Raw genomic sequence first — 16,455 nt, 5'->3', positions numbered from 1 at the left:
TCCTGCTGCGCGGACGACTCGAAAGGGCCGGCCGTAAACCGTCTGCCGGCCGGTGGGTCGCAGTGCCCGGGAGGTCCACAGCATACGATCGCGGGGTTCCCGCCCCCGAAAATGCGCGGTGTCGCGGACACCGCAGGAACTCCAGAGGTCTCATGTCCGACAGGTTCATCCTCGCCGGGGATCGTGTCCCGGCGCCCGCCGAGGCTCCGCCGGCGGTCCACACCGTTCGGCGCCCGCGCCAGAGCGTGTGGTCGAGGGTCGGTGGCGAGGGGCAGGCCGATCACGAGGTGAAACCCGTGCGGCCGCCGCGCATCGCGGTGTTGGACGGCCTGCGGCTGCTCGCGGCCCTGTCGGTGGTCCTGTTCCACTACCTGGCCGGATCCGGGACGGTCCCCTGGCAGCGAACAGCCGTCGAGCTGTTTCCCCGGCTGCACCGGGTCGCCGGGTTCGGCTGGCTGGGCGTGGTCTTCTTCTTCATGATCAGCGGCTTCGTCATCTGCATGTCCGGCTGGGGCAAATCGCTCCAGCAGTTCTGGCAGGGCCGGATCCTGCGGCTGTTCCCGCTCTACTGGGCGGCGGTCGTCCTCTCCTCGGCAGCCGCCCGGCTGGGGCCCCCTCTTCCGGGCGAGCCGCGGGTCACGGTCGGTCAGATGCTGACCAACCTCACCATGCTGCAGGAACCTCTCGGCGTGAACGGCGTGGACAACGTCTACTGGACGCTCTGGGTCGAGCTGCGCTTCTATCTGGTCTTCTCGCTCGTCGTCCTGCTGGGCACCAGCCGCCGTCGCGTCGCCAACTTCTGCTGGATCTGGGCACTGGGCTCGGTCCTGGCGCCGGAGTCGGGCATCCCGCTCATGGACCAACTCCTGGTGCCCCGGTGGGCGCCCTTCTTCATCGCCGGCATCGCGTTCCACCTGGTCCGCCGAGCGGGCCGGATCGAGGGCGAAACCCTCGGCATCCTGGGGTTGTCCTGGCTGCTGATGCAACACCGCCTCCCGGCGATCATGGAAGGTGAGGGCCACGGCATCAACTGGAAGGTCTGCCTCGCGGCGATCACCGTCATGTACGTGCTGATGGGCCTGATCGCGCTCGGCAGGCTCGACCGGATCCAGTGGCGCTGGCTGCCCGTCGCAGGCGCGATCTCCTACCCCCTCTACCTCGTCCACCAGTCGCTGGGCGTACGGGTGATCTGGCACCGGAACGAACAGTGGGGCGCATGGCCGACCCTGCTGGGCGTGATCGCGGGCGCCGTGCTGATCGCCTGGCTGCTGCACCGCCTGGCGGAGCGGCCCCTCACCCGGCTGCTGCGCCGGATGCTGACCCACCGGGCCGAGCGGCCGCAGCAGCGCACTCCGTAGGCGGCCGCAGGCGCTGTGCCGGTACGCGGTGGCGCCTGACGGCCATTCCCGCGGGCTATCGGTGTGGGGCGTGGAGGGGGGCCGGGTCGGGGGTCGGGGAGCGGCGGCGGCGGTGGAGCCAGACGTAGAGGGCCAGGCACGGGAGCAGCAGGCCGAGGACGGTGAGGGTGAGGAAGGCGGGGAAGCCGCTGATCCGCCCGATGAGCCAGGAGAAGTTCTGGCCGAAGAAGCCGACCACGAAGGACAGCGGCAGGAAGACCGTCGCCAGGATCGTGAGCTGCTCCATCGTGGCGCTCTGCCGCAGGTTGATCTTGTTCTGTTCGACGGAGATCACGGCGATGTTCGCTTCCAGGACGGTGGCCAGCAGGTCGCGCTGGGCGGCCACCTCCTCGTTGACCAGCAGCAGGTGGTCGTGCACGTTGTGGAAGTACGGCAGCAGCTCCGCCGGCGACCTGCCCGGCTTGAGCAGGCGGGAGAGCACCGCGAGGAGCGGGTGCACGGCGCGGTAGAAGTCGGTGGCCTCGCGCCGCAGGAAGTAGATGCGTTCGGTCGGGGCGACCGCACCGGAGAACACGGTGGCCTCGATCTGCTCGATGTCGCGGTCGAGTTCCGCCACGACCGGCGCGTAGCCGTCGACGACCTGGTCGAGGATGGCCCACAGTGTCGAGGCGCTGCCCGTGCGCAGCAGTTCGGGACGCCGTTCCAGCCGGCTGCGGGCCCCATGCAGCTCGCTGGCGACGCCCTGGCGCACGGTGATCACGAAGTGTTCGGAGAGGAAGACGCTGATCTCGCCCGTGTCGATCTCCTCGCGCTCGTCGTCGTAGCGCGCGGTGCGCAGGATGATCAGCTCGGTGCCGTCCTCGTACTGCTCGGCCTTCGGGCGCAGGTGGAAGGCCCGGGCGTCCTCGACGGCGAGTTCGTGCAGGCCGAAGCTCTCGCGGACCTCGTCCATCTCCTCCGGGCGGGGTTCGAAGAGGCCCAGCCAGACGAATCCGCCCTGTTCGCAGCAGGCGGCCGCACGGTCCAGCGGCATCGGGCCCTCCTGCTGCCGGCGCCCGTCGCGGTAGTGCGCGCAGTCCACGATCATGGGGTCCTCCTCGCGTCCGGCCCCTGCCCTACAGCCATGGTTGCTCGCGGGGGGCGTACCGGACGCGCCGCTCCGTGCCGCATCGTCAGGGCGGGCCGGGAGCGGCCGGGGGCGGGGGCGGCCAGGGGGCGGTGCCGTACGGCTGCACACACGTGAACGACCTACGAAGCGGGCTCCCTGCGCCGGTATGGTCCGGATCAGGTGATGGAGGTCGCCCTCGGGTCTCCCGACCTTCAGGCCTCTCAGCCCGACCGCCGACGTCGGTCCCAGCGGACGTGAACCCTTCCGCCGAAATCGGCTACTCCGGTCGAACTCCCTCGCTCGCCTCGTAGGCCTACTGCCAGAGTAGTCCCACCCGCTTGCGAGGAATAGGGGGAAGGTTCGATTTGTTTGGGCTGTCTTTTTCATCCGCTTTTTCGACCTTCCCGGGACCTACACTGGCAGCAGCATTCCGTGCCATGTCGGTCCGCCTGTCCGACGGGAGGTGTCGGCCGTGGCTTCGCCCGTCGTGCGCGGGTCCGGCGGCACCGCCTGGGCGCCCGAGCCGGTCACCGCCGACCCGTACAACGCCCAGACGCCCCGGGCGGCGCTGGCCGAGCCCGTCACCCCCGTGGACGCCTTCTTCGTACGCGACCACTTCGGCATCCCGGAGGCGGACACCGGCCGGTGGCGCGTACGGATCGGCGGGGCCGTGGCCGCACCCCTCGACGTGTGCTACGCGGAGCTGTGCGCGATGCCGTACCGGGAGCTCGACGTCGTCCTGGAATGCGCGGGCAACGGCCGCAGTCTGATGCGGCCGCGCCCCACGGGCCTGCCCTGGGGCCAGGGCGCGGTCGGGTGCGCGCACTTCGCCGGGGTGCCGTTCCGCTTCCTGGCCGCCCGGGCCCTGATCGACGCGGCCGCCGTGGAGGTCGTCTTCTGCGGGGCCGACTCCGGTACGGTGCACGGCCGCCGCACCGCCTTCGAGCGCAGCCTCCCGCTGGCCGCGGCCCTGCACCCCGACACCCTCCTCGCCACCCACATGAACGGGGAGCCGCTGGCGCCCGAGCACGGCGCGCCCGTCCGCCTCGTGGTCCCCGGCCGGTACGCGGTCGCCGACGTGAAGTGGCTGGTCGGGGCACGGGCCGTCACGGAGCCCTTCACCGGGCCCTTCCAGACGGAGGAGTACGTCTACACGGCCTCCCGCGGCACCCCCGAGGGGCCCGTGACCACGATCCGGGTCAAGTCCCTCGTCACCGCGCCGGCACCCGGCTCGGTGCTGCGGTGCGGCGCGCAGACCCTCGTACGGGGGCGGGCCTGGTCCGGCGGCGGCGTGGCGGTCCGCCGCGTCGAGGTACGGGTCGAGGGCGGGGGAGGGGCCGAGGGAGAGGCGGAGGGCGTCGGCCCTGCCCCCTCCTGGGAGGAGGCCCGGCTCGAGCCGCCCCTCGGGCCGTACGCCTGGCAGGAGTGGACCCATCCGTGGACGGCGCCCCTGCGGCCCGGGCGGTACCGGCTGCTGGCCCGCGCCACCGACGAGGCCGGGCACACCCAGCCGGGCCGTGCCCCGTGGAACGCCCGCGGCTACGGCTGCAACCCGGTGGCCTGCGTGGAGGTCGTCGTGGAGTGACCGACCGGCCCCCGCGGCCGGTCAGCGCAGGGCCGTCAGGACCCGGCTCGTGCCGTGCTGCCAGACGGTGCCGACGTGGGTGAAGCCCGCCTCGTGGAGCAGGGCGGTGTGGGCGGAGACCGGGAGGTCGGCGGAGGCGCAGGGCGGGTGGCCGGAGGAGTCCGGGCGGGGCATGAGCGGGGCCAGCTCCGGGTCCTGGGCCGCCCCCGACCACCACGACGCCCAGTCCTCGTGCGTGAACGCCAGGCTCCGCTCGGAGTGGCGGCGGCCGACGTCGGCGGCGACGGCGCGGATCCCGGCGGAGTCCGGAGCGATGTGGTCGCCGTTGACGAACACGCCGCCCGGGCGCAGCCGCTCGGCCAGGTCCCGGTAGACCCGGCGCAGCGCGTCCTCGCCCAGGTAGTGCAGGGCCGTCGTGGAGACGGCCGCGTCCAGCGGCCGGTCCAGGCCGAGCCCGTCCAGCCAGCCGGGCGCCCCGATCAGGGCCTGCACGTGCCGCAGCCGGTCGCCGCCGTAGTGGGTCCGGCCCAGCTCCAGCAGCAGCGGGTCCGCGTCGACGGCGAGCACCTCGGCGTCGGGCAGCCGGTCGGCGAGCAGCGCCGCCAGCGCGCCCGGGCCGCTGCCCAGGTCGAGCACGAGCCGGCCCGGGCCGCCACGGCCGCCGGGGCCGGCCGAGTCGCCCGGCCGGGCCCGCGCCGGCGCCCGCGTGGCGTGCTCGACCACGTCCGCGATGACCGTGAACCGCTCGGCCCGGTCCACCGCGTACCGCTGCTGCTGGCACTCCCAGCGCTCCACCCAGTGCGCGGCCGTCGCCGTGCTCAGCGCACCCGCATCGCTCCCGCTCATAGTGAAAATCATTGCAGTGTGGCGAGGGCGGTGAGCAAGTTCTCCATCTCTTCGAGTGTGTTGTAGACGTGCAGGCTGACACGGACCGAGCCGCCCTCCGGCCCCGGGCCCGCCTGGCAGTGGTCGTCGCAGCGCACCATGAACCCGTGGCTGAACAGGACGAACCCCAGGTCCTGCGAGCCGATCGCGCGGTGCCGGAACGTGACGATGCTGCCCCGGCGCTGCACGGCGGTGTCCGCCGCCAGGCTGGTGCGGCACCCCAGCACCTCGTACGCCGGCATCCGGCTCAGCCCGTCCGTCAGCACCGAGGCCAGGGCCGAGGTCCAGCGCCCGATCCGGTCGGTCCCGGCCGCGTCCAGCCAGTCCAGGGCCGCCGCCAGGCTCACGATGCCGGCGGTGTTCGGGGTGCCCTGCCATCCGCCGGGCACGAAGGCCGGCCCGCGCGCGCCGCGGGCCCACACCGCGCCCGTCCCCGGCAGGGCGAGCGCCTTGTGCCCCGAGAAGACCAGGAAGTCCACGTCCAGCCCGGCCAGGGACACCGGCTGGTGGCCGACGCTCTGCGCCGCGTCCAGGCAGATCACCGGATCCGGGCCGACGGCCTCCCGGATCCGGTGCACGTTCATGTCGGCCCCGTACACGTGGTGCACGTGCGTGGCGGCCACGAACCGCAGGCGCGGGCCGGCCATGGCCGCCAGCGCCGCCGGATCGTAGTCCCCGGACCCCTCCTGGCACGGCAGGGCCCGTACGGAGATCCCCACCCCCTGCCGGGCCAGCAGGTCCCGGGCCTCCAGCCACGGGTCGAGATTGGCCCGGTGGTCGCCGAACGGCACCACGATCTCGTCCCCGTCGGCCAGCAGCCCCGGCAGCCAGTCCCGGGCGACGGCCCGCAGCCCCTCCGAGGTGCCGCCCGTGAAGTGCACCGACGACCGCCGCGGGTCGGGGTCGCCGAGGAAGGCCTTGACCCGCTCCCGGGCGGCCTCCACGCGGGCGGTCGTGTGGTTGGCCCAGGGGTAGGAGCCGCGCCCGGCGTTGGCGTTGGCGGTGGTCAGGTACGCGGTCACCGCGTCCAGGACCGGCTGGGGCTTCTGCGCGGTCGCCGCACTGTCGAGGTAGGCCGCGCGCGGCGGCCCGGAGCCGTCCCCGCCGTCGCCCCCCGCCCCCGCCACGATCGGGAACTGCGCGCGCAGCGGCCGCTGCCAGGCGCCGAGCTCGGCCAGCTCCCTCCGCGGACCGCGCGTCGCGGCGGCCACGTCAGTCCCGCACCAGCGGGGCGCCGGCGTCCCGCCAGGCGATGATGCCGCCCGCGAGGCTCCGTACGTCCGGATGGCCCATCCGGGTGAGCAGCGCGGCGTACCGCAGCGACTTCTCACCGACCGGGCAGGCCAGCAGCACCGGCCGGCTCGCACTGAACGGCAGCCCGCCCCGCACCAGTTCCGCGAACAGCTCGTCCACGATGTTGACCGAGCCGTCGATGTGCAGGGCGCCGTACGCGAACGGGCCGCGCAGGTCGACCACCAGCGGCCGCCCGCTCTCGATCCACGGGCGCGCCTCGGCCACCTCCATGGCCCGTACGGCGGCCAGTTCGGCGGCGGTGACGTGCTCGACCGCGTTGCGCACGGGCGGGCGGCCCAGCAGCTCGGGCCGGCGCCGGCGGACGTAGCCGAGATAGCTCTCCGCCCGGTCGCAGACGATGAACACCGCCGTCCGGCGCTCCGCCAGCCCGGCGTCCACGGCCCGCAGATGGCGCACCGCCCCGTGGTACGCGGCCCCGCCGGTCGGACCCGACAGCAGGCCGCAGCGGCGCAGCAGCACCAGCATCCCGTCGAGCGCCTCGTCGGAGTCCACCGTCTCCAGGGCGTCGTACACCGCCGGGTCGAACAGGCCCACCTCGTGCACCTCGTCGGCGGTGCGGATCCCGGGGATGAAGTCCGACTTGGCGCCCACCAGCCCGATCACCCGCACCGCGGGGTCGTGGGCGCGCAGGGCCCGGGCGACCCCGGTGGAGGAGCCGGCGGTGCCCACGCAGGCGATGAAGAAGTCCGGGGCGCGACCGTCCAGATCGGCGATGATCTCGGGGCCCGTGCCCCGGGCGTGCGCGTCGGCGTTCAGCGGGTTGAAGTACTGGTCGGTGTGCAGGTGGGCACTGCCCGGGCGGGTCAGCTGACGGTGGAAGACGGTCAGCGGATCGGAGGTGTCGGTCGGGTCGAGGCACTCGCTCTGCCCGGGCAGCTCCTCGATCTGCGCGCCGAGCAGGAGCAGCAGGTCCTTGATCTCGGGGACCCGCATCCGGTTGGTGACGCTCTTGAACGGCAGCCCGTGCAGGCCCGCCAGCAGGGCCAGGGCCTTGGCCGTGTTGCCGCTGGAGAGCTCGACCACCGTCTCGCCGCGGGCCGCGGCCCCGGCCAGCCGGCCGCGGACCATGTTCCAGGCGGCGCGGTCCTTGAGCGAGCCGAAGGGGTTGAGCATCTCCAGCTTGGCGTACAGGTCGATGTTGGTCAGGCCGTGCACATCCGGATCGATGCGCACCAGCGGGGTGTTGCCGATGGCCTCGGTGATGCTGTCGTACCGCAACTGTCATCCCCCCGTTTCGGTGACGGGCCAGTACTCCTCGTCGAGGCACCAGCGCCAGGCTCCGCCCTCCTCTCCCGCCGCCCTGACGGCGACCTTGCGGGCCGGCGGCTGCCGCTGGGCCCTGGTGGCGGTGAAGTCCATGCAGTAGCCGGCCGTGTTCGGGAAGGCCAGCAGGTCGCCGGGGCGCGGCAGACGGGGCAGGAACACCGTCCGGCGGGTGATCAGGTCGGCCTCCAGGCACAGGTTGCCCATCAGGTGCACGCCGATGCCCCCCGGGTCGCCGGGCGCGTCCCCGGGAGCCTCTGCGGGCGCGGCGTCGCGGCCGACCAGGACCGGGTCGACGAGCACCCCGTGGTCCTCCAGGCCGACGTCGCCGGCGTTCAGCGCGAGCCGCACGCGCGGCGGGCCGTCGGCGTCGCCCCGTACCTCCACCACCCGGCCCAGGGTGATCCCGCACTGGTCCACGAGGGCCCGGCCCGGCTCGGCGTACAGGTCGCACAGGCTTTCCAGCAGCAGGGTGCCCAGGGGCCGGCCCAGCGTGGGGGCCGGGCGGGAGAGCAGTTCGTCGAGGTACGCGGGCCCGGCGGCCGGCCGGTACGCGGGGTACAGCGCGAGCGCGCCCCTGAGGGTGCCGTGCTCCACCCGCAGGCCGTAGCCGTGCCCGCCCCAGGCCAGCGGTGCGCGGCGGCCGAGCGCGGCCTCGGTGAGGGCGGTGGTGTAGCGCTCCCACTGGGCGGCGTGCGCCAGGTAGCTCACGCCGAAGCCGCCGCCGACGTCGACGGCCCGGGGGGTGAAGCCCCGGGACCGCAGCTCCTCCACGGCCTGCAGGCAGCCCTCCAGGGCGGTGGCCTTCTCGTCGGTGCTGGTGGTGTCCAGGTGGTAGCCCACCCCGATCGGCTCCACCGCGTCGCGCAGCGCGTCGAGCAGGTCGAGCAGCGGACCGAGGGCCTTGACGGCGGTGCCGAAGCGGCTGCTCCGGGAGAGCGTGCGCGGACCGGCGGTCTCGAAGCCGGACAGCCGCAGCAGGACGCGCAGGCGGGGCAGCCCGTGGGAGCGCACCAGGCGCGCGGCCTGCTCGAGCTCGCCCGGCCCGTCGGCGTTCACGGTCACCCCGGTGCGCGCGGCCAGCCACAGGAACGCGGGGTCCTTCGGCCCCGTCGCCATGATCCGGTCGGGGGTGAAGCCGGCCCCCAGGGCGTGCTGCAGCTCCTGCAGCGAGGCGGCGTCCAGGCCGGCGCCGGTACGGGCGGCCAGGTGGCGGACCAGGGCGCTGGAGCCGGTGGCCTTGTGCGCGAAGAAGATCCGCCCGGAGAGGCGGTGGCGGCGCAGGACGGCCTCGAAGCCGGCGGTGTTGTGCTCGGTCTCCGAGGGCAGGACGACGCCCAGCGGCGAGCCGAGCGCCTCCACGAGGCCGTGCAGGAACGGCCCGGAGCGCAGCAGGGACGCCGGGCCCGCGGTGAGCCGCGGCTCCAGGTACAAGGGGGCGTCGCTCATGCCGGCCGTTCCGTCCCTCCCCGACGACGCCGTGTGCGGACCCGCGAACCCGTGGTCCGGCAGACCCGGCTGTGCGATCGACCATTCGTACGGCTCGGACCATCATCGCTCCGTCCGGGCCGCAGCTGAAGGGTGCGTGGGAGCACGGGGGGCGGATGGCCGGATGACGACGGTGGCGCGGGCTCAGAGGGCGAGGCCCATCAGGACGTCGTCCCGGTCGTCGCCGGGCGCCACCCGCAGCGCACCCGGCCACCGGCCGACCTCGACCCAGCCCAGCCGCCGGTAGAAGTCCTCCAGCCCGCACCCGGACCGGGCGCTGAGCTGGAGCCGCTCGAGGCCCATCCCGTCCCGGGCGACCGCGGCCACGCCGGTCATGAGCGCCGTGCCGATGCCGCGACCGCGGAAGCGCGGATGGGTCTGGACGTGGTTGACGACGCCGCAGTGGGCGATCAGCGGGTGCGGATCGCGGTGCAGGACCAGCCATCCGGCCGGGGCCCCGCCGGACCGGGCGACGAGCAGCCGGGACCGGACCGGGTCGAGACCGCGCACCAGCCGCTCCACGACCGGCGCCGCATCGGCCGGGCGCACGGGCGGCATGGGCAGTCCGGGCGCGATCACCGCGCCGCCGGCGTTGACCACGGCCGCCCAGCAGTCGGCCAGCTGCGCCCGGAGCCCGGGCGGGACGCCCTCCGGCCGCGTCAGCTGCACCAGCTCCACCGGCGGCACCGGCTGGGCAGGAGCGGGGGACCCGGGAGGCGGGGACGAGGGCATGTCCCCAGGGTCCCAGGCCCGGCCGTGCCGGGGCAGGGCTGCGGGCGCCCCCGTGCGCCCTTGGCCGAAAGCGGCCGAAAGCGGCCCGGGAGGCGGGGCCGGCGGGGGCGCCGTCGGGCTGCCCCGCGGGTGCCGGCGGAGGTGTGGGCCGGGGGTGTCGGCGGGATGCCCGGCGGGGTGCCGGCGGGGGCCGGCGGGCAGCCCCGCGGGGGTCCGGCGGGAGCCGACCACGCCGGCGCGGGCGGGCACCGCGCCGCGGTGGGAGTCGTCCACAGGGCGGCCGGGGTGTCGCAGGAGGTCGGTAGGCTTCCCGCATGACCCTCATCGACGCGTCCGCGCGCACCCACGATGCCCTGGAGGTGCTGCACCGCGTCTTCGGCTACGACTCCTTCCGCGGCGAGCAGCAGCAGATCATCGAGCACGTCGCGGGCGGCGGCGACGCACTGGTGCTGATGCCGACCGGCGGCGGCAAGTCGCTCTGCTACCAGATCCCCGCGCTGGTCAGGGGCGGCACCGGCGTGGTGGTCTCGCCGCTGATCGCGCTGATGCAGGACCAGGTGGACGCGCTCACCGCCCTCGGCGTGCGGGCCGGGTTCCTGAACTCCACCCAGGGCTTCGACGAGCGGCGCACCGTCGAGCAGCTCTTCCTCGCCGGCGAGCTGGACCTGCTGTACCTGGCCCCCGAGCGGCTGCGCACCGAGGGCACGCAGCGCCTCCTCGACCAAGGCGAGGTCTCGCTGTTCGCGATCGACGAGGCGCACTGCGTGGCCCAGTGGGGCCACGACTTCCGGCCGGACTACCTCGCCCTGTCCATGCTGCACGAGCGCTGGCCCAAGGTCCCGCGGATCGCGCTGACCGCGACGGCCACCCCGGCGACGCACGCCGAGATCGCCGCCCGGCTCGGCCTCGGCGAGGCCCGGCACTTCGTCGCCAGCTTCGACCGGCCCAACATCCAGTACCGGATCGCGGCCAAGAACAACCCGCAGAAGCAGCTGCTGGAGCTGATCCGCACCGAGCACGAGGGGGACGCGGGCGTCGTCTACTGCCTCTCGCGGGCCTCCGTGGAGAAGACCGCCGCCTTCCTGGTGGAGCAGGGCATCGACGCGGTGGCCTACCACGCGGGCATGGACGCCGCCACGCGCGCCGCGAACCAGGCCCGCTTCCTGAGGGAGGACGGGATCGTGGTGGTGGCCACGATCGCGTTCGGCATGGGCATCGACAAGCCGGACGTGCGGTTCGTGGCCCATCTCGACCTGCCGAAGTCGGTCGAGGGCTACTACCAGGAGACCGGCCGCGCCGGCCGCGACGGCGAGCCGGCCACCGCCTGGCTGGCGTACGGGCTCCAGGACGTGGTGCAGCAGCGCAAGCTGATCGAGGGCTCCGACGGCGACGACGCCCACCGCCGCTCCCAGAGCGCCCATCTCGACGCGATGCTCGCGCTGTGCGAGACCGTCGAGTGCCGGCGGGTGCGGCTGCTGGCCTACTTCGGCCAGGAGTCCGGGCCGTGCGGCAACTGCGACACCTGCCTGACCCCGGCCGAATCCTGGGACGGCACGGTGGCCGCGCAGAAACTGCTGTCCACGGTGTGGCGGCTGGCGCGGGAGCGGCGCCAGAAGTTCGGCGCCGGGCAGATCATCGACATCCTCCAGGGCAAGAAGACGGCCAAGGTCATCCAGTTCGACCACGACCAGCTGTCGGTGTTCGGGGTCGGGGCGGACCTGGGCACCGCCGAGTGGCGCGGGGTCGTACGGCAGCTGCTGGCGCTGGGGCTGCTCGCGGTCGAGGGGGAGTACGGGACCCTGGTGCTGACCGAGGCCAGCGGGGAGGTGCTCGGCGGCCGCCGGAGCGTGCCGCTGCGCAAGGAGAAGGCGCCGGCGCCCGCGCGCAGGGAGTCCGGGGCGCGCTCCGGCTCGGGGTCCGGCAAGGGCGGCGGCCGGGTGCCGGTGGACCTGCCGGCGGCTGCCGTGCCGGTGTTCGAGGCGCTGCGAGCCTGGCGGGGTGCGACGGCGCGGGAGCAGGGGGTGCCGGCGTACGTCGTGTTCCACGACGCCACGCTGCGGGAGATCGCGACGCGGCTGCCGGGCAGTGTCGAGGAGCTGTCCACCATCAGCGGGGTCGGCGAGGCCAAGCTGGCCAGGTACGGCGAGGGCATCCTGGCGGCCCTCGCCGAAACCGGGGCCGAGGCCGCCCCGCCCCCGCACGAGGAGGAGGAGCCGCCTCCGCCCCCGGAGGACCTCGACCCGCCGTGGGACGACTGGGAGTAACGGCCCCCCGGCCGGGCCCGGTGCCCGGCGGAGCCGGTTTTCCGGGCCGGAGCGCAGGGCGGCCTAGGGCTCCGCGGCGGTCGGGGCCTCCTCGTCCGGGGACTCGGCGTCGGTCAGCCCGGCGGGGTCCGGGCACGGCGGGCACAGGCGGGTGTATTCCGCCATCACCTCCTCCACCGTCTCCTTCTGCTTGCGTTCGCACGCCGTGCGCCGGGTCTCCTCCTTGCAGGTCAGCTCGGCCCGCGCCCCCTCCAGCACCGCAATGGCCTGCCAGCCCTTCAGCACGCACAGCAGCGCCTTGCACAGGCAGTCCACGAACTCCGAGACCGTCGAGAAGCCCCGCCACGCCTCCCGGATCCGCCGCAGCAGCACCAGCAGGCGCGCGTAGAGCCGTACGACGTCCTGCCCGAGCACCGGATCGCACACGTCCGCCAGCAGCTGCGCCGCGTCCGCCTTGAGCTTCGCCGCACGCTCCGGCAGCGCCGTCAACTCGGCCACCAGGGCCGTGAAGCACGCCGCCGACTGCAAGGTGCCCGCCGTGTAGCGGGCGATGCGGGCCGAGAGGGTGGCGACCGTGTCGTCCGGGCCGACCGTGTCGGAGAAGTCGCACCCGCAGTCCCGAGCGCAGCAGCCCCAGCCGCCCGCACACCGCCGGATCTCCTCGAAGACCCGGTCCACCGCCTGCCCGAGGCAGTGCCGCTGTTCGTGCGTGACCCGGCAGCGGATCTGCTCGCGGACCTTGCCGAGGGTGGCGCCCGCCTCGTCCAGGTCCGTCTTCGCGGCCAGCCGGGCCTTGGTGTAGCCGGTGCGGGCGCCGTTGAACCGCTCCTGGAACTCCCGCAGCTGCGGAAGGTGTTCCTGGGTGACCTCGGCCCGGCGCTGGATGCCCGTGGCGATGCACGCCAGTGCGTCGATGGCGCCGGGGTCGCAGGCGCCGCCGGCCGGCTGGGTGTGGAGGGTGCTGCTCATGTTCGGCTCTCCTGGTCGATACGGGCAGGCGCACCGAGTGTGGGCCGGGCGGTGTCACCGGCCCGTCGCCACCGCCGACGGTTCCGCGGCCCGGCGCGGGCCGCTGCGGCAACGGCCCCGTGACGCGGCGGACCGCAGCATCGCCGCATGGCTGGATACCGGGCACTCGCCGCCGTCGGGCGCAGCGTCGTCGCGCTGCTCAACCGGCGTTTCGCCGAGGAGATCCGCACGGGCCGCCGCCCGGAGGCCGTGCTCGCCGGCCCGGCGGACTTCGACAAGGTCGACACCCCGGGCTCCGTCATCCGCAACCCGGCCGTCTCCGTGTACTGCTACCGCCTCAGCGTCGACCGCGAGACCCGTCCCGCGCTCGCCGCGATGGCCGCCGGCGACGGGCTGCCCCGGCTGCCGCTGCGGATGCACCTGATGGTCGCGGCCTGGGACCGGTTCGTGGAGGCCGAGCTCGAATGGCTGGGCCTGGCCGCCCGCGTGCTGGAGAGCGAGGCCCTGCTCACCGGGCCGCTCCTGGACCCCAGCGGGGACTGGCTGCCCGGCGATTCGGTGCAGGTGGTCCCCGACGAGCTGGCCATGGACTCCATGAGCGAGGCCTTCCAGGCCATGACCACCGACTACCGGCTCTGCCTGCCGTACGTCGCCCGCGTCATCCGCATCGACGGCCCGGCCGGGCCGGCCCCGGCCGTGGTCACCACCGTCGCCGCCGGACCCGCGGAGCGCCTGCGGTGACCGCCGAGGTGCTGCACCGCCTCGCCCTGGCCGTGCGCCCGCTCGACGCCCGCACCCGGGCCCCCGCCGGGCCGGGGCTGCGCGTCGGCTGGGAGAGCGGCCCCGTCCCGGGCCGCCGGCCGCGCCCGCCGGGCGGGCCGGTCCGCCCGTTCGAGGGCCACGGCGCCGACGGGTTCGTGCTGCGGTACCCCTACACCGGCGGCCCGCCCTCCACCGTCACCGTCCGCATCGAGGATCCGGCCCGCCGCTGGCTCCCGCGCCGCTTCCGGGTGCCGCTGTGGACCCGGGCCGAGCTCGCCGGGGCCGATGCCCTGCCGCCCACCGCCGCCCACGTCCGCGCCGACGCGCGGCTGCTGCTGCCGTGGCTGCTGCCCGGCCCCGCCCATCCGGTGCCGCAGGGCACGACCGGCCTCCGCTTCCGCGTCGCGTACGCCGGCGGCGGCCCCGTGGGGTGGCCGCGCGTGGACGCCTTCGGCCCCGGCGGGATGCCGCTCGGCTGGGCCCACGGCGACGAGCACGGCCAGGTGCTGCTGCTGATCGACGCGGTCGGCGTCCTGCCCTCGCCCGTGCCCTCCCGTCTCGACGTCGCCCTGCGCACGCACGCCCCGGACCCGCCCCCGCCCCGTCCGCCCGCCGCCGCGCTCGCGGACCTCCCCGTCGAGCCCGTCGACCGCAGCACCTCCCCTCCCCGCCCCCAGGACCTCGACAACGCGGTGCTGCGCGGAACGGCCAGGCCCGCCGGATACCGCACCGGCGCGGCCGACACCGTGCGCACCCTCACCGTCGGCCAGGTGGTCCCCGCCCCCGACCTGGTCCACACCGCCGCCTGACCCGCCCGACCCGTGTGACCGAGGAGACCCGTCCATGCCCGAGTACCTGACCCCCGGCGTCTACGTCGAGGAGACCAGCTTCCGCTCCCGGTCCATCGAAGGCGTGCCGACCAGCACGTTCGGCATGGCGGGGCGCACCGCGTACGGACCCGTGCCGTACACCCTGCCCGACGGCGGCCCCTCCGTCCTGCCCGGCCCGACCCTGGTGACCGGCTTCACCGAGTACGAACGGGCCTTCGGCGGGCTCCGGATCGGCGACGAGGACTGCCAACTCGCCCTGGCGGCACGCGCCTTCTTCGCCAACGGCGGACGCCGGCTCTACGTCTCGCGGGTCTTCCCCTTCACCCGCACGGCCGGCGACGGCCCCATCGACGTCCCCCGCAACTTCGCCTCCGCGTCCCTGCCCGCCGGGCCCCGTCCGCTGCTGCGCTGGCGGGCCCGCTGGCCCGGCTCCGCCGGTGCCCGGATCAGCGTCGCGGTGACCTTCCGGCGCGGCAAGAACATCGTCGTCGGGGACGCCGGCAGCCCGCCGCGCCTGACGGGGGTCCAGGCGGGTGCGGCGGTGGAGACCGCCCGGCTCGACTCCACGGGACGGCCGCCCGTCCTCGGGGACACCACCGCACCGGTGCCGGACAACGTCCGCGTCGTCGTCCGCCGTGCCGACGGCGTCCTCGGCTACCGCACCCCGCAGGGCGGCTTCGAGGCCGTGCCGCCCGGCACGGCCGCCTTCCACCTGACGCTCGCCGTCACCGTACGCCTCGACGACCGCGTCGACGTCTACAACGAGCTCGAACTCGACGCCCTGCACCCGCGATCGGTCGGCACGGTCCTCCAGGCCGCCGACCCCGCCGACGAGTTCTGCCTCGTCTGGCTGGAGACCGTGCCGCCCCCGACCGGAACCCCCGCCCCCGGCCCGGGCGCGCTGCTGGCCGCGCTGATCTCGCCCGGGCCGGCCGGCGTCCACCTGGGCGAAGGCGGCGACGGGAAGGAGCTGGCCGCCCAGGACCTGGCCGGGAAGGAGGCCGACCCGGACAGCCTCACCGACCCCGCCCTCGGGCTGGGCGCGCTCGCCGAGATCGACGACATCGCCATCGTCGCCGCTCCGGACACCGTCACCCTCCCGCGGGACGAGCAGAAGGCCGCGGTGGACCACCTGATCGGCCACTGCGAGAGGCTCCGCTACCGGATCGCGATCGTCGACCCGCCCCGCGACAGCTCGCTCTCCGAGGTGCGCAGGTTCCGCGCCCAGTTCGACACCAGGTACGCCGCCCTCTACTACCCCTGGGTCAAGATCACCGACCCCGGCCGGCGCCCCGACCCCGGGGCCCCGGCGCCCGTCCTGGAGGTGCCGCCCTCGGGATACGTCGCCGGGATCTACGCCCGCAGCGACACCGAGCGGGGCGTGCACAAGGCCCCCGCCAACGAAGTCCTCCTCGGCGTCAGCGACTTCACCGCCCACGTCACCCGCGACCGGCAGTCCGTCCTCAACCCCGAGGGCATCAACGCCCTGCGCTTCTTCGAGGGCCGCGCCCGGCGCGTGTGGGGCGCCCGCACGATGAGCTCCGACCCGGAATGGAAGTACGTCAACGTCCGCCGACTCTTCATCTACCTGGAGCACTCCATCGAGAAGTCCACGCAGTGGGCGGTCTTCGAGCCCAACAACGAGCGGCTGTGGGCCTCGGTCCGGCAGACCGTCGAGGACTTCCTCTTCGCCACCTGGCGCACCGGAGCCCTGCTGGGCACCAAGCCCGAGGAGGCCTTCTTCGTGCGCTGCGACCGCACCACCATGACCCAGAACGACCTGGACAACGGGCGGCTGATCTGCCTGATCGGCGTCGCGCCCGCCTACCCCGCCGAGTTCGTCGTGTTCCGCATCGGCCAGTTCACCGCCGACGCGCAGCGCGGCTGACCCGCCCGA

Annotated in this window: 13 protein-coding genes and 1 riboswitch; of the genes, 6 read left to right on the top strand and 7 right to left on the bottom strand. The window is 74.6% G+C overall.

Going from position 1 to position 16,455, the window contains the following annotated elements:
* Positions 1-296 precede the first annotated feature (296 nt).
* Positions 297-1,358 carry an acyltransferase gene (locus AB0953_RS20400; RefSeq protein ID WP_366860905.1) on the top strand — a complete coding sequence of 354 codons (1,062 nt, stop codon included), beginning with the start codon at positions 297-299 and terminating at the stop codon, positions 1,356-1,358.
* A 55-nt stretch (positions 1,359-1,413) separates the two neighbouring features.
* On the opposite strand, the gene AB0953_RS20395 is transcribed toward AB0953_RS20400, so the two are convergent.
* Positions 1,414-2,445 carry a magnesium and cobalt transport protein CorA gene (locus tag AB0953_RS20395; protein WP_366860904.1) on the bottom strand — a complete coding sequence of 344 codons (1,032 nt, stop codon included), beginning with the start codon at positions 2,443-2,445 and terminating at the stop codon, positions 1,414-1,416.
* 157 nt (positions 2,446-2,602) lie between these two features.
* Positions 2,603-2,774: riboswitch (TPP riboswitch) on the bottom strand.
* Positions 2,775-2,938: 164 nt separating this feature from the next.
* Between AB0953_RS20395 and AB0953_RS20390 the strand changes: the two genes are divergently transcribed.
* Entirely contained in the window at positions 2,939-4,051 is a 1,113-nt protein-coding gene (locus tag AB0953_RS20390) for a molybdopterin-dependent oxidoreductase (protein WP_366860903.1), read from the top strand.
* Positions 4,052-4,072: 21 nt separating this feature from the next.
* Here AB0953_RS20390 and AB0953_RS20385 read toward each other — a convergent pair whose 3' ends face one another.
* The 5 genes from AB0953_RS20385 to AB0953_RS20365 form a co-directional block, all read right to left on the bottom strand.
* The gene (locus AB0953_RS20385) at positions 4,073-4,897 is read right to left on the bottom strand and encodes a class I SAM-dependent methyltransferase (protein ID WP_366860902.1); all 825 of its coding nucleotides are present in this window, start codon (positions 4,895-4,897) and stop codon (positions 4,073-4,075) included.
* An 8-nt stretch (positions 4,898-4,905) separates the two neighbouring features.
* Positions 4,906-6,147, bottom strand: coding sequence for an aminotransferase class V-fold PLP-dependent enzyme (locus AB0953_RS20380; protein ID WP_366860901.1), 1,242 nt, complete (start codon positions 6,145-6,147; stop codon positions 4,906-4,908).
* A 1-nt stretch (position 6,148) separates the two neighbouring features.
* A complete protein-coding gene (locus AB0953_RS20375; protein WP_366860900.1) occupies positions 6,149-7,468 on the bottom strand; it encodes a pyridoxal-phosphate dependent enzyme in 1,320 nt (439 codons plus the stop codon).
* Positions 7,469-7,471: 3 nt separating this feature from the next.
* A complete protein-coding gene (locus AB0953_RS20370; RefSeq protein ID WP_366860899.1) occupies positions 7,472-8,962 on the bottom strand; it encodes a Y4yA family PLP-dependent enzyme in 1,491 nt (496 codons plus the stop codon).
* 183 nt (positions 8,963-9,145) lie between these two features.
* On the bottom strand, positions 9,146-9,733 hold the full coding sequence (locus tag AB0953_RS20365) for a GNAT family N-acetyltransferase (protein WP_366860898.1): 588 nt from the start codon (positions 9,731-9,733) through the stop codon (positions 9,146-9,148).
* A gap of 314 nt (positions 9,734-10,047) precedes the next feature.
* On the opposite strand from AB0953_RS20365, the gene recQ reads away from it, so the two are divergent.
* On the top strand, positions 10,048-11,997 hold the full coding sequence (gene recQ, locus AB0953_RS20360) for a DNA helicase RecQ (protein WP_366860897.1): 1,950 nt from the start codon (positions 10,048-10,050) through the stop codon (positions 11,995-11,997).
* 63 nt (positions 11,998-12,060) lie between these two features.
* Here the strand turns inward: recQ and AB0953_RS20355 are convergent, their stop codons facing one another.
* Entirely contained in the window at positions 12,061-12,966 is a 906-nt protein-coding gene (locus tag AB0953_RS20355; RefSeq protein ID WP_366860896.1) for a hypothetical protein, read from the bottom strand.
* Between the two features lie 147 nt (positions 12,967-13,113).
* Between AB0953_RS20355 and AB0953_RS20350 the strand changes: the two genes are divergently transcribed.
* From AB0953_RS20350 to AB0953_RS20340, 3 genes are read left to right on the top strand one after another with little or no spacing between them, the layout of a single operon-like run.
* Positions 13,114-13,707 (top strand): DUF4255 domain-containing protein, encoded by a 594-nt coding sequence (locus AB0953_RS20350; protein ID WP_366860895.1) that lies wholly within the window; start codon positions 13,114-13,116, stop codon positions 13,705-13,707.
* Positions 13,704-14,537, top strand: a complete 834-nt coding sequence (locus tag AB0953_RS20345; protein ID WP_366860894.1) for a hypothetical protein — start codon at positions 13,704-13,706, stop codon at positions 14,535-14,537. Before AB0953_RS20350 ends, AB0953_RS20345 begins: the two co-directional genes overlap by 4 nt.
* A 34-nt stretch (positions 14,538-14,571) precedes the next feature.
* Positions 14,572-16,446, top strand: coding sequence for a phage tail sheath subtilisin-like domain-containing protein (locus AB0953_RS20340; protein WP_366860893.1), 1,875 nt, complete (start codon positions 14,572-14,574; stop codon positions 16,444-16,446).
* The last annotated feature ends 9 nt before the right edge of the window (positions 16,447-16,455 follow it).

It is taken from the genome of Streptomyces sp. NPDC046866 (genome assembly GCF_040704625.1).
Taxonomy (GTDB): Bacteria; Actinomycetota; Actinomycetes; order Streptomycetales; family Streptomycetaceae; genus Streptomyces.
This window is presented reverse-complemented; position numbering and strand designations above follow the sequence as displayed.

Coding starts and splice junctions, on each gene's coding strand:
- AB0953_RS20395 (WP_366860904.1), bottom strand. CDS start 2,445: ATGATCGTGGACTGCGCGCACTACCGCGACGGGCGCCGGCAGCAGGAG.
- AB0953_RS20385 (WP_366860902.1), bottom strand. CDS start 4,897: ATGAGCGGGAGCGATGCGGGTGCGCTGAGCACGGCGACGGCCGCGCAC.
- AB0953_RS20370 (WP_366860899.1), bottom strand. CDS start 8,962: ATGAGCGACGCCCCCTTGTACCTGGAGCCGCGGCTCACCGCGGGCCCG.
- AB0953_RS20365 (WP_366860898.1), bottom strand. CDS start 9,733: ATGCCCTCGTCCCCGCCTCCCGGGTCCCCCGCTCCTGCCCAGCCGGTG.
- recQ (WP_366860897.1), top strand. CDS start 10,048: ATGACCCTCATCGACGCGTCCGCGCGCACCCACGATGCCCTGGAGGTG.
- AB0953_RS20355 (WP_366860896.1), bottom strand. CDS start 12,966: ATGAGCAGCACCCTCCACACCCAGCCGGCCGGCGGCGCCTGCGACCCC.
- AB0953_RS20350 (WP_366860895.1), top strand. CDS start 13,114: ATGGCTGGATACCGGGCACTCGCCGCCGTCGGGCGCAGCGTCGTCGCG.
- AB0953_RS20340 (WP_366860893.1), top strand. CDS start 14,572: ATGCCCGAGTACCTGACCCCCGGCGTCTACGTCGAGGAGACCAGCTTC.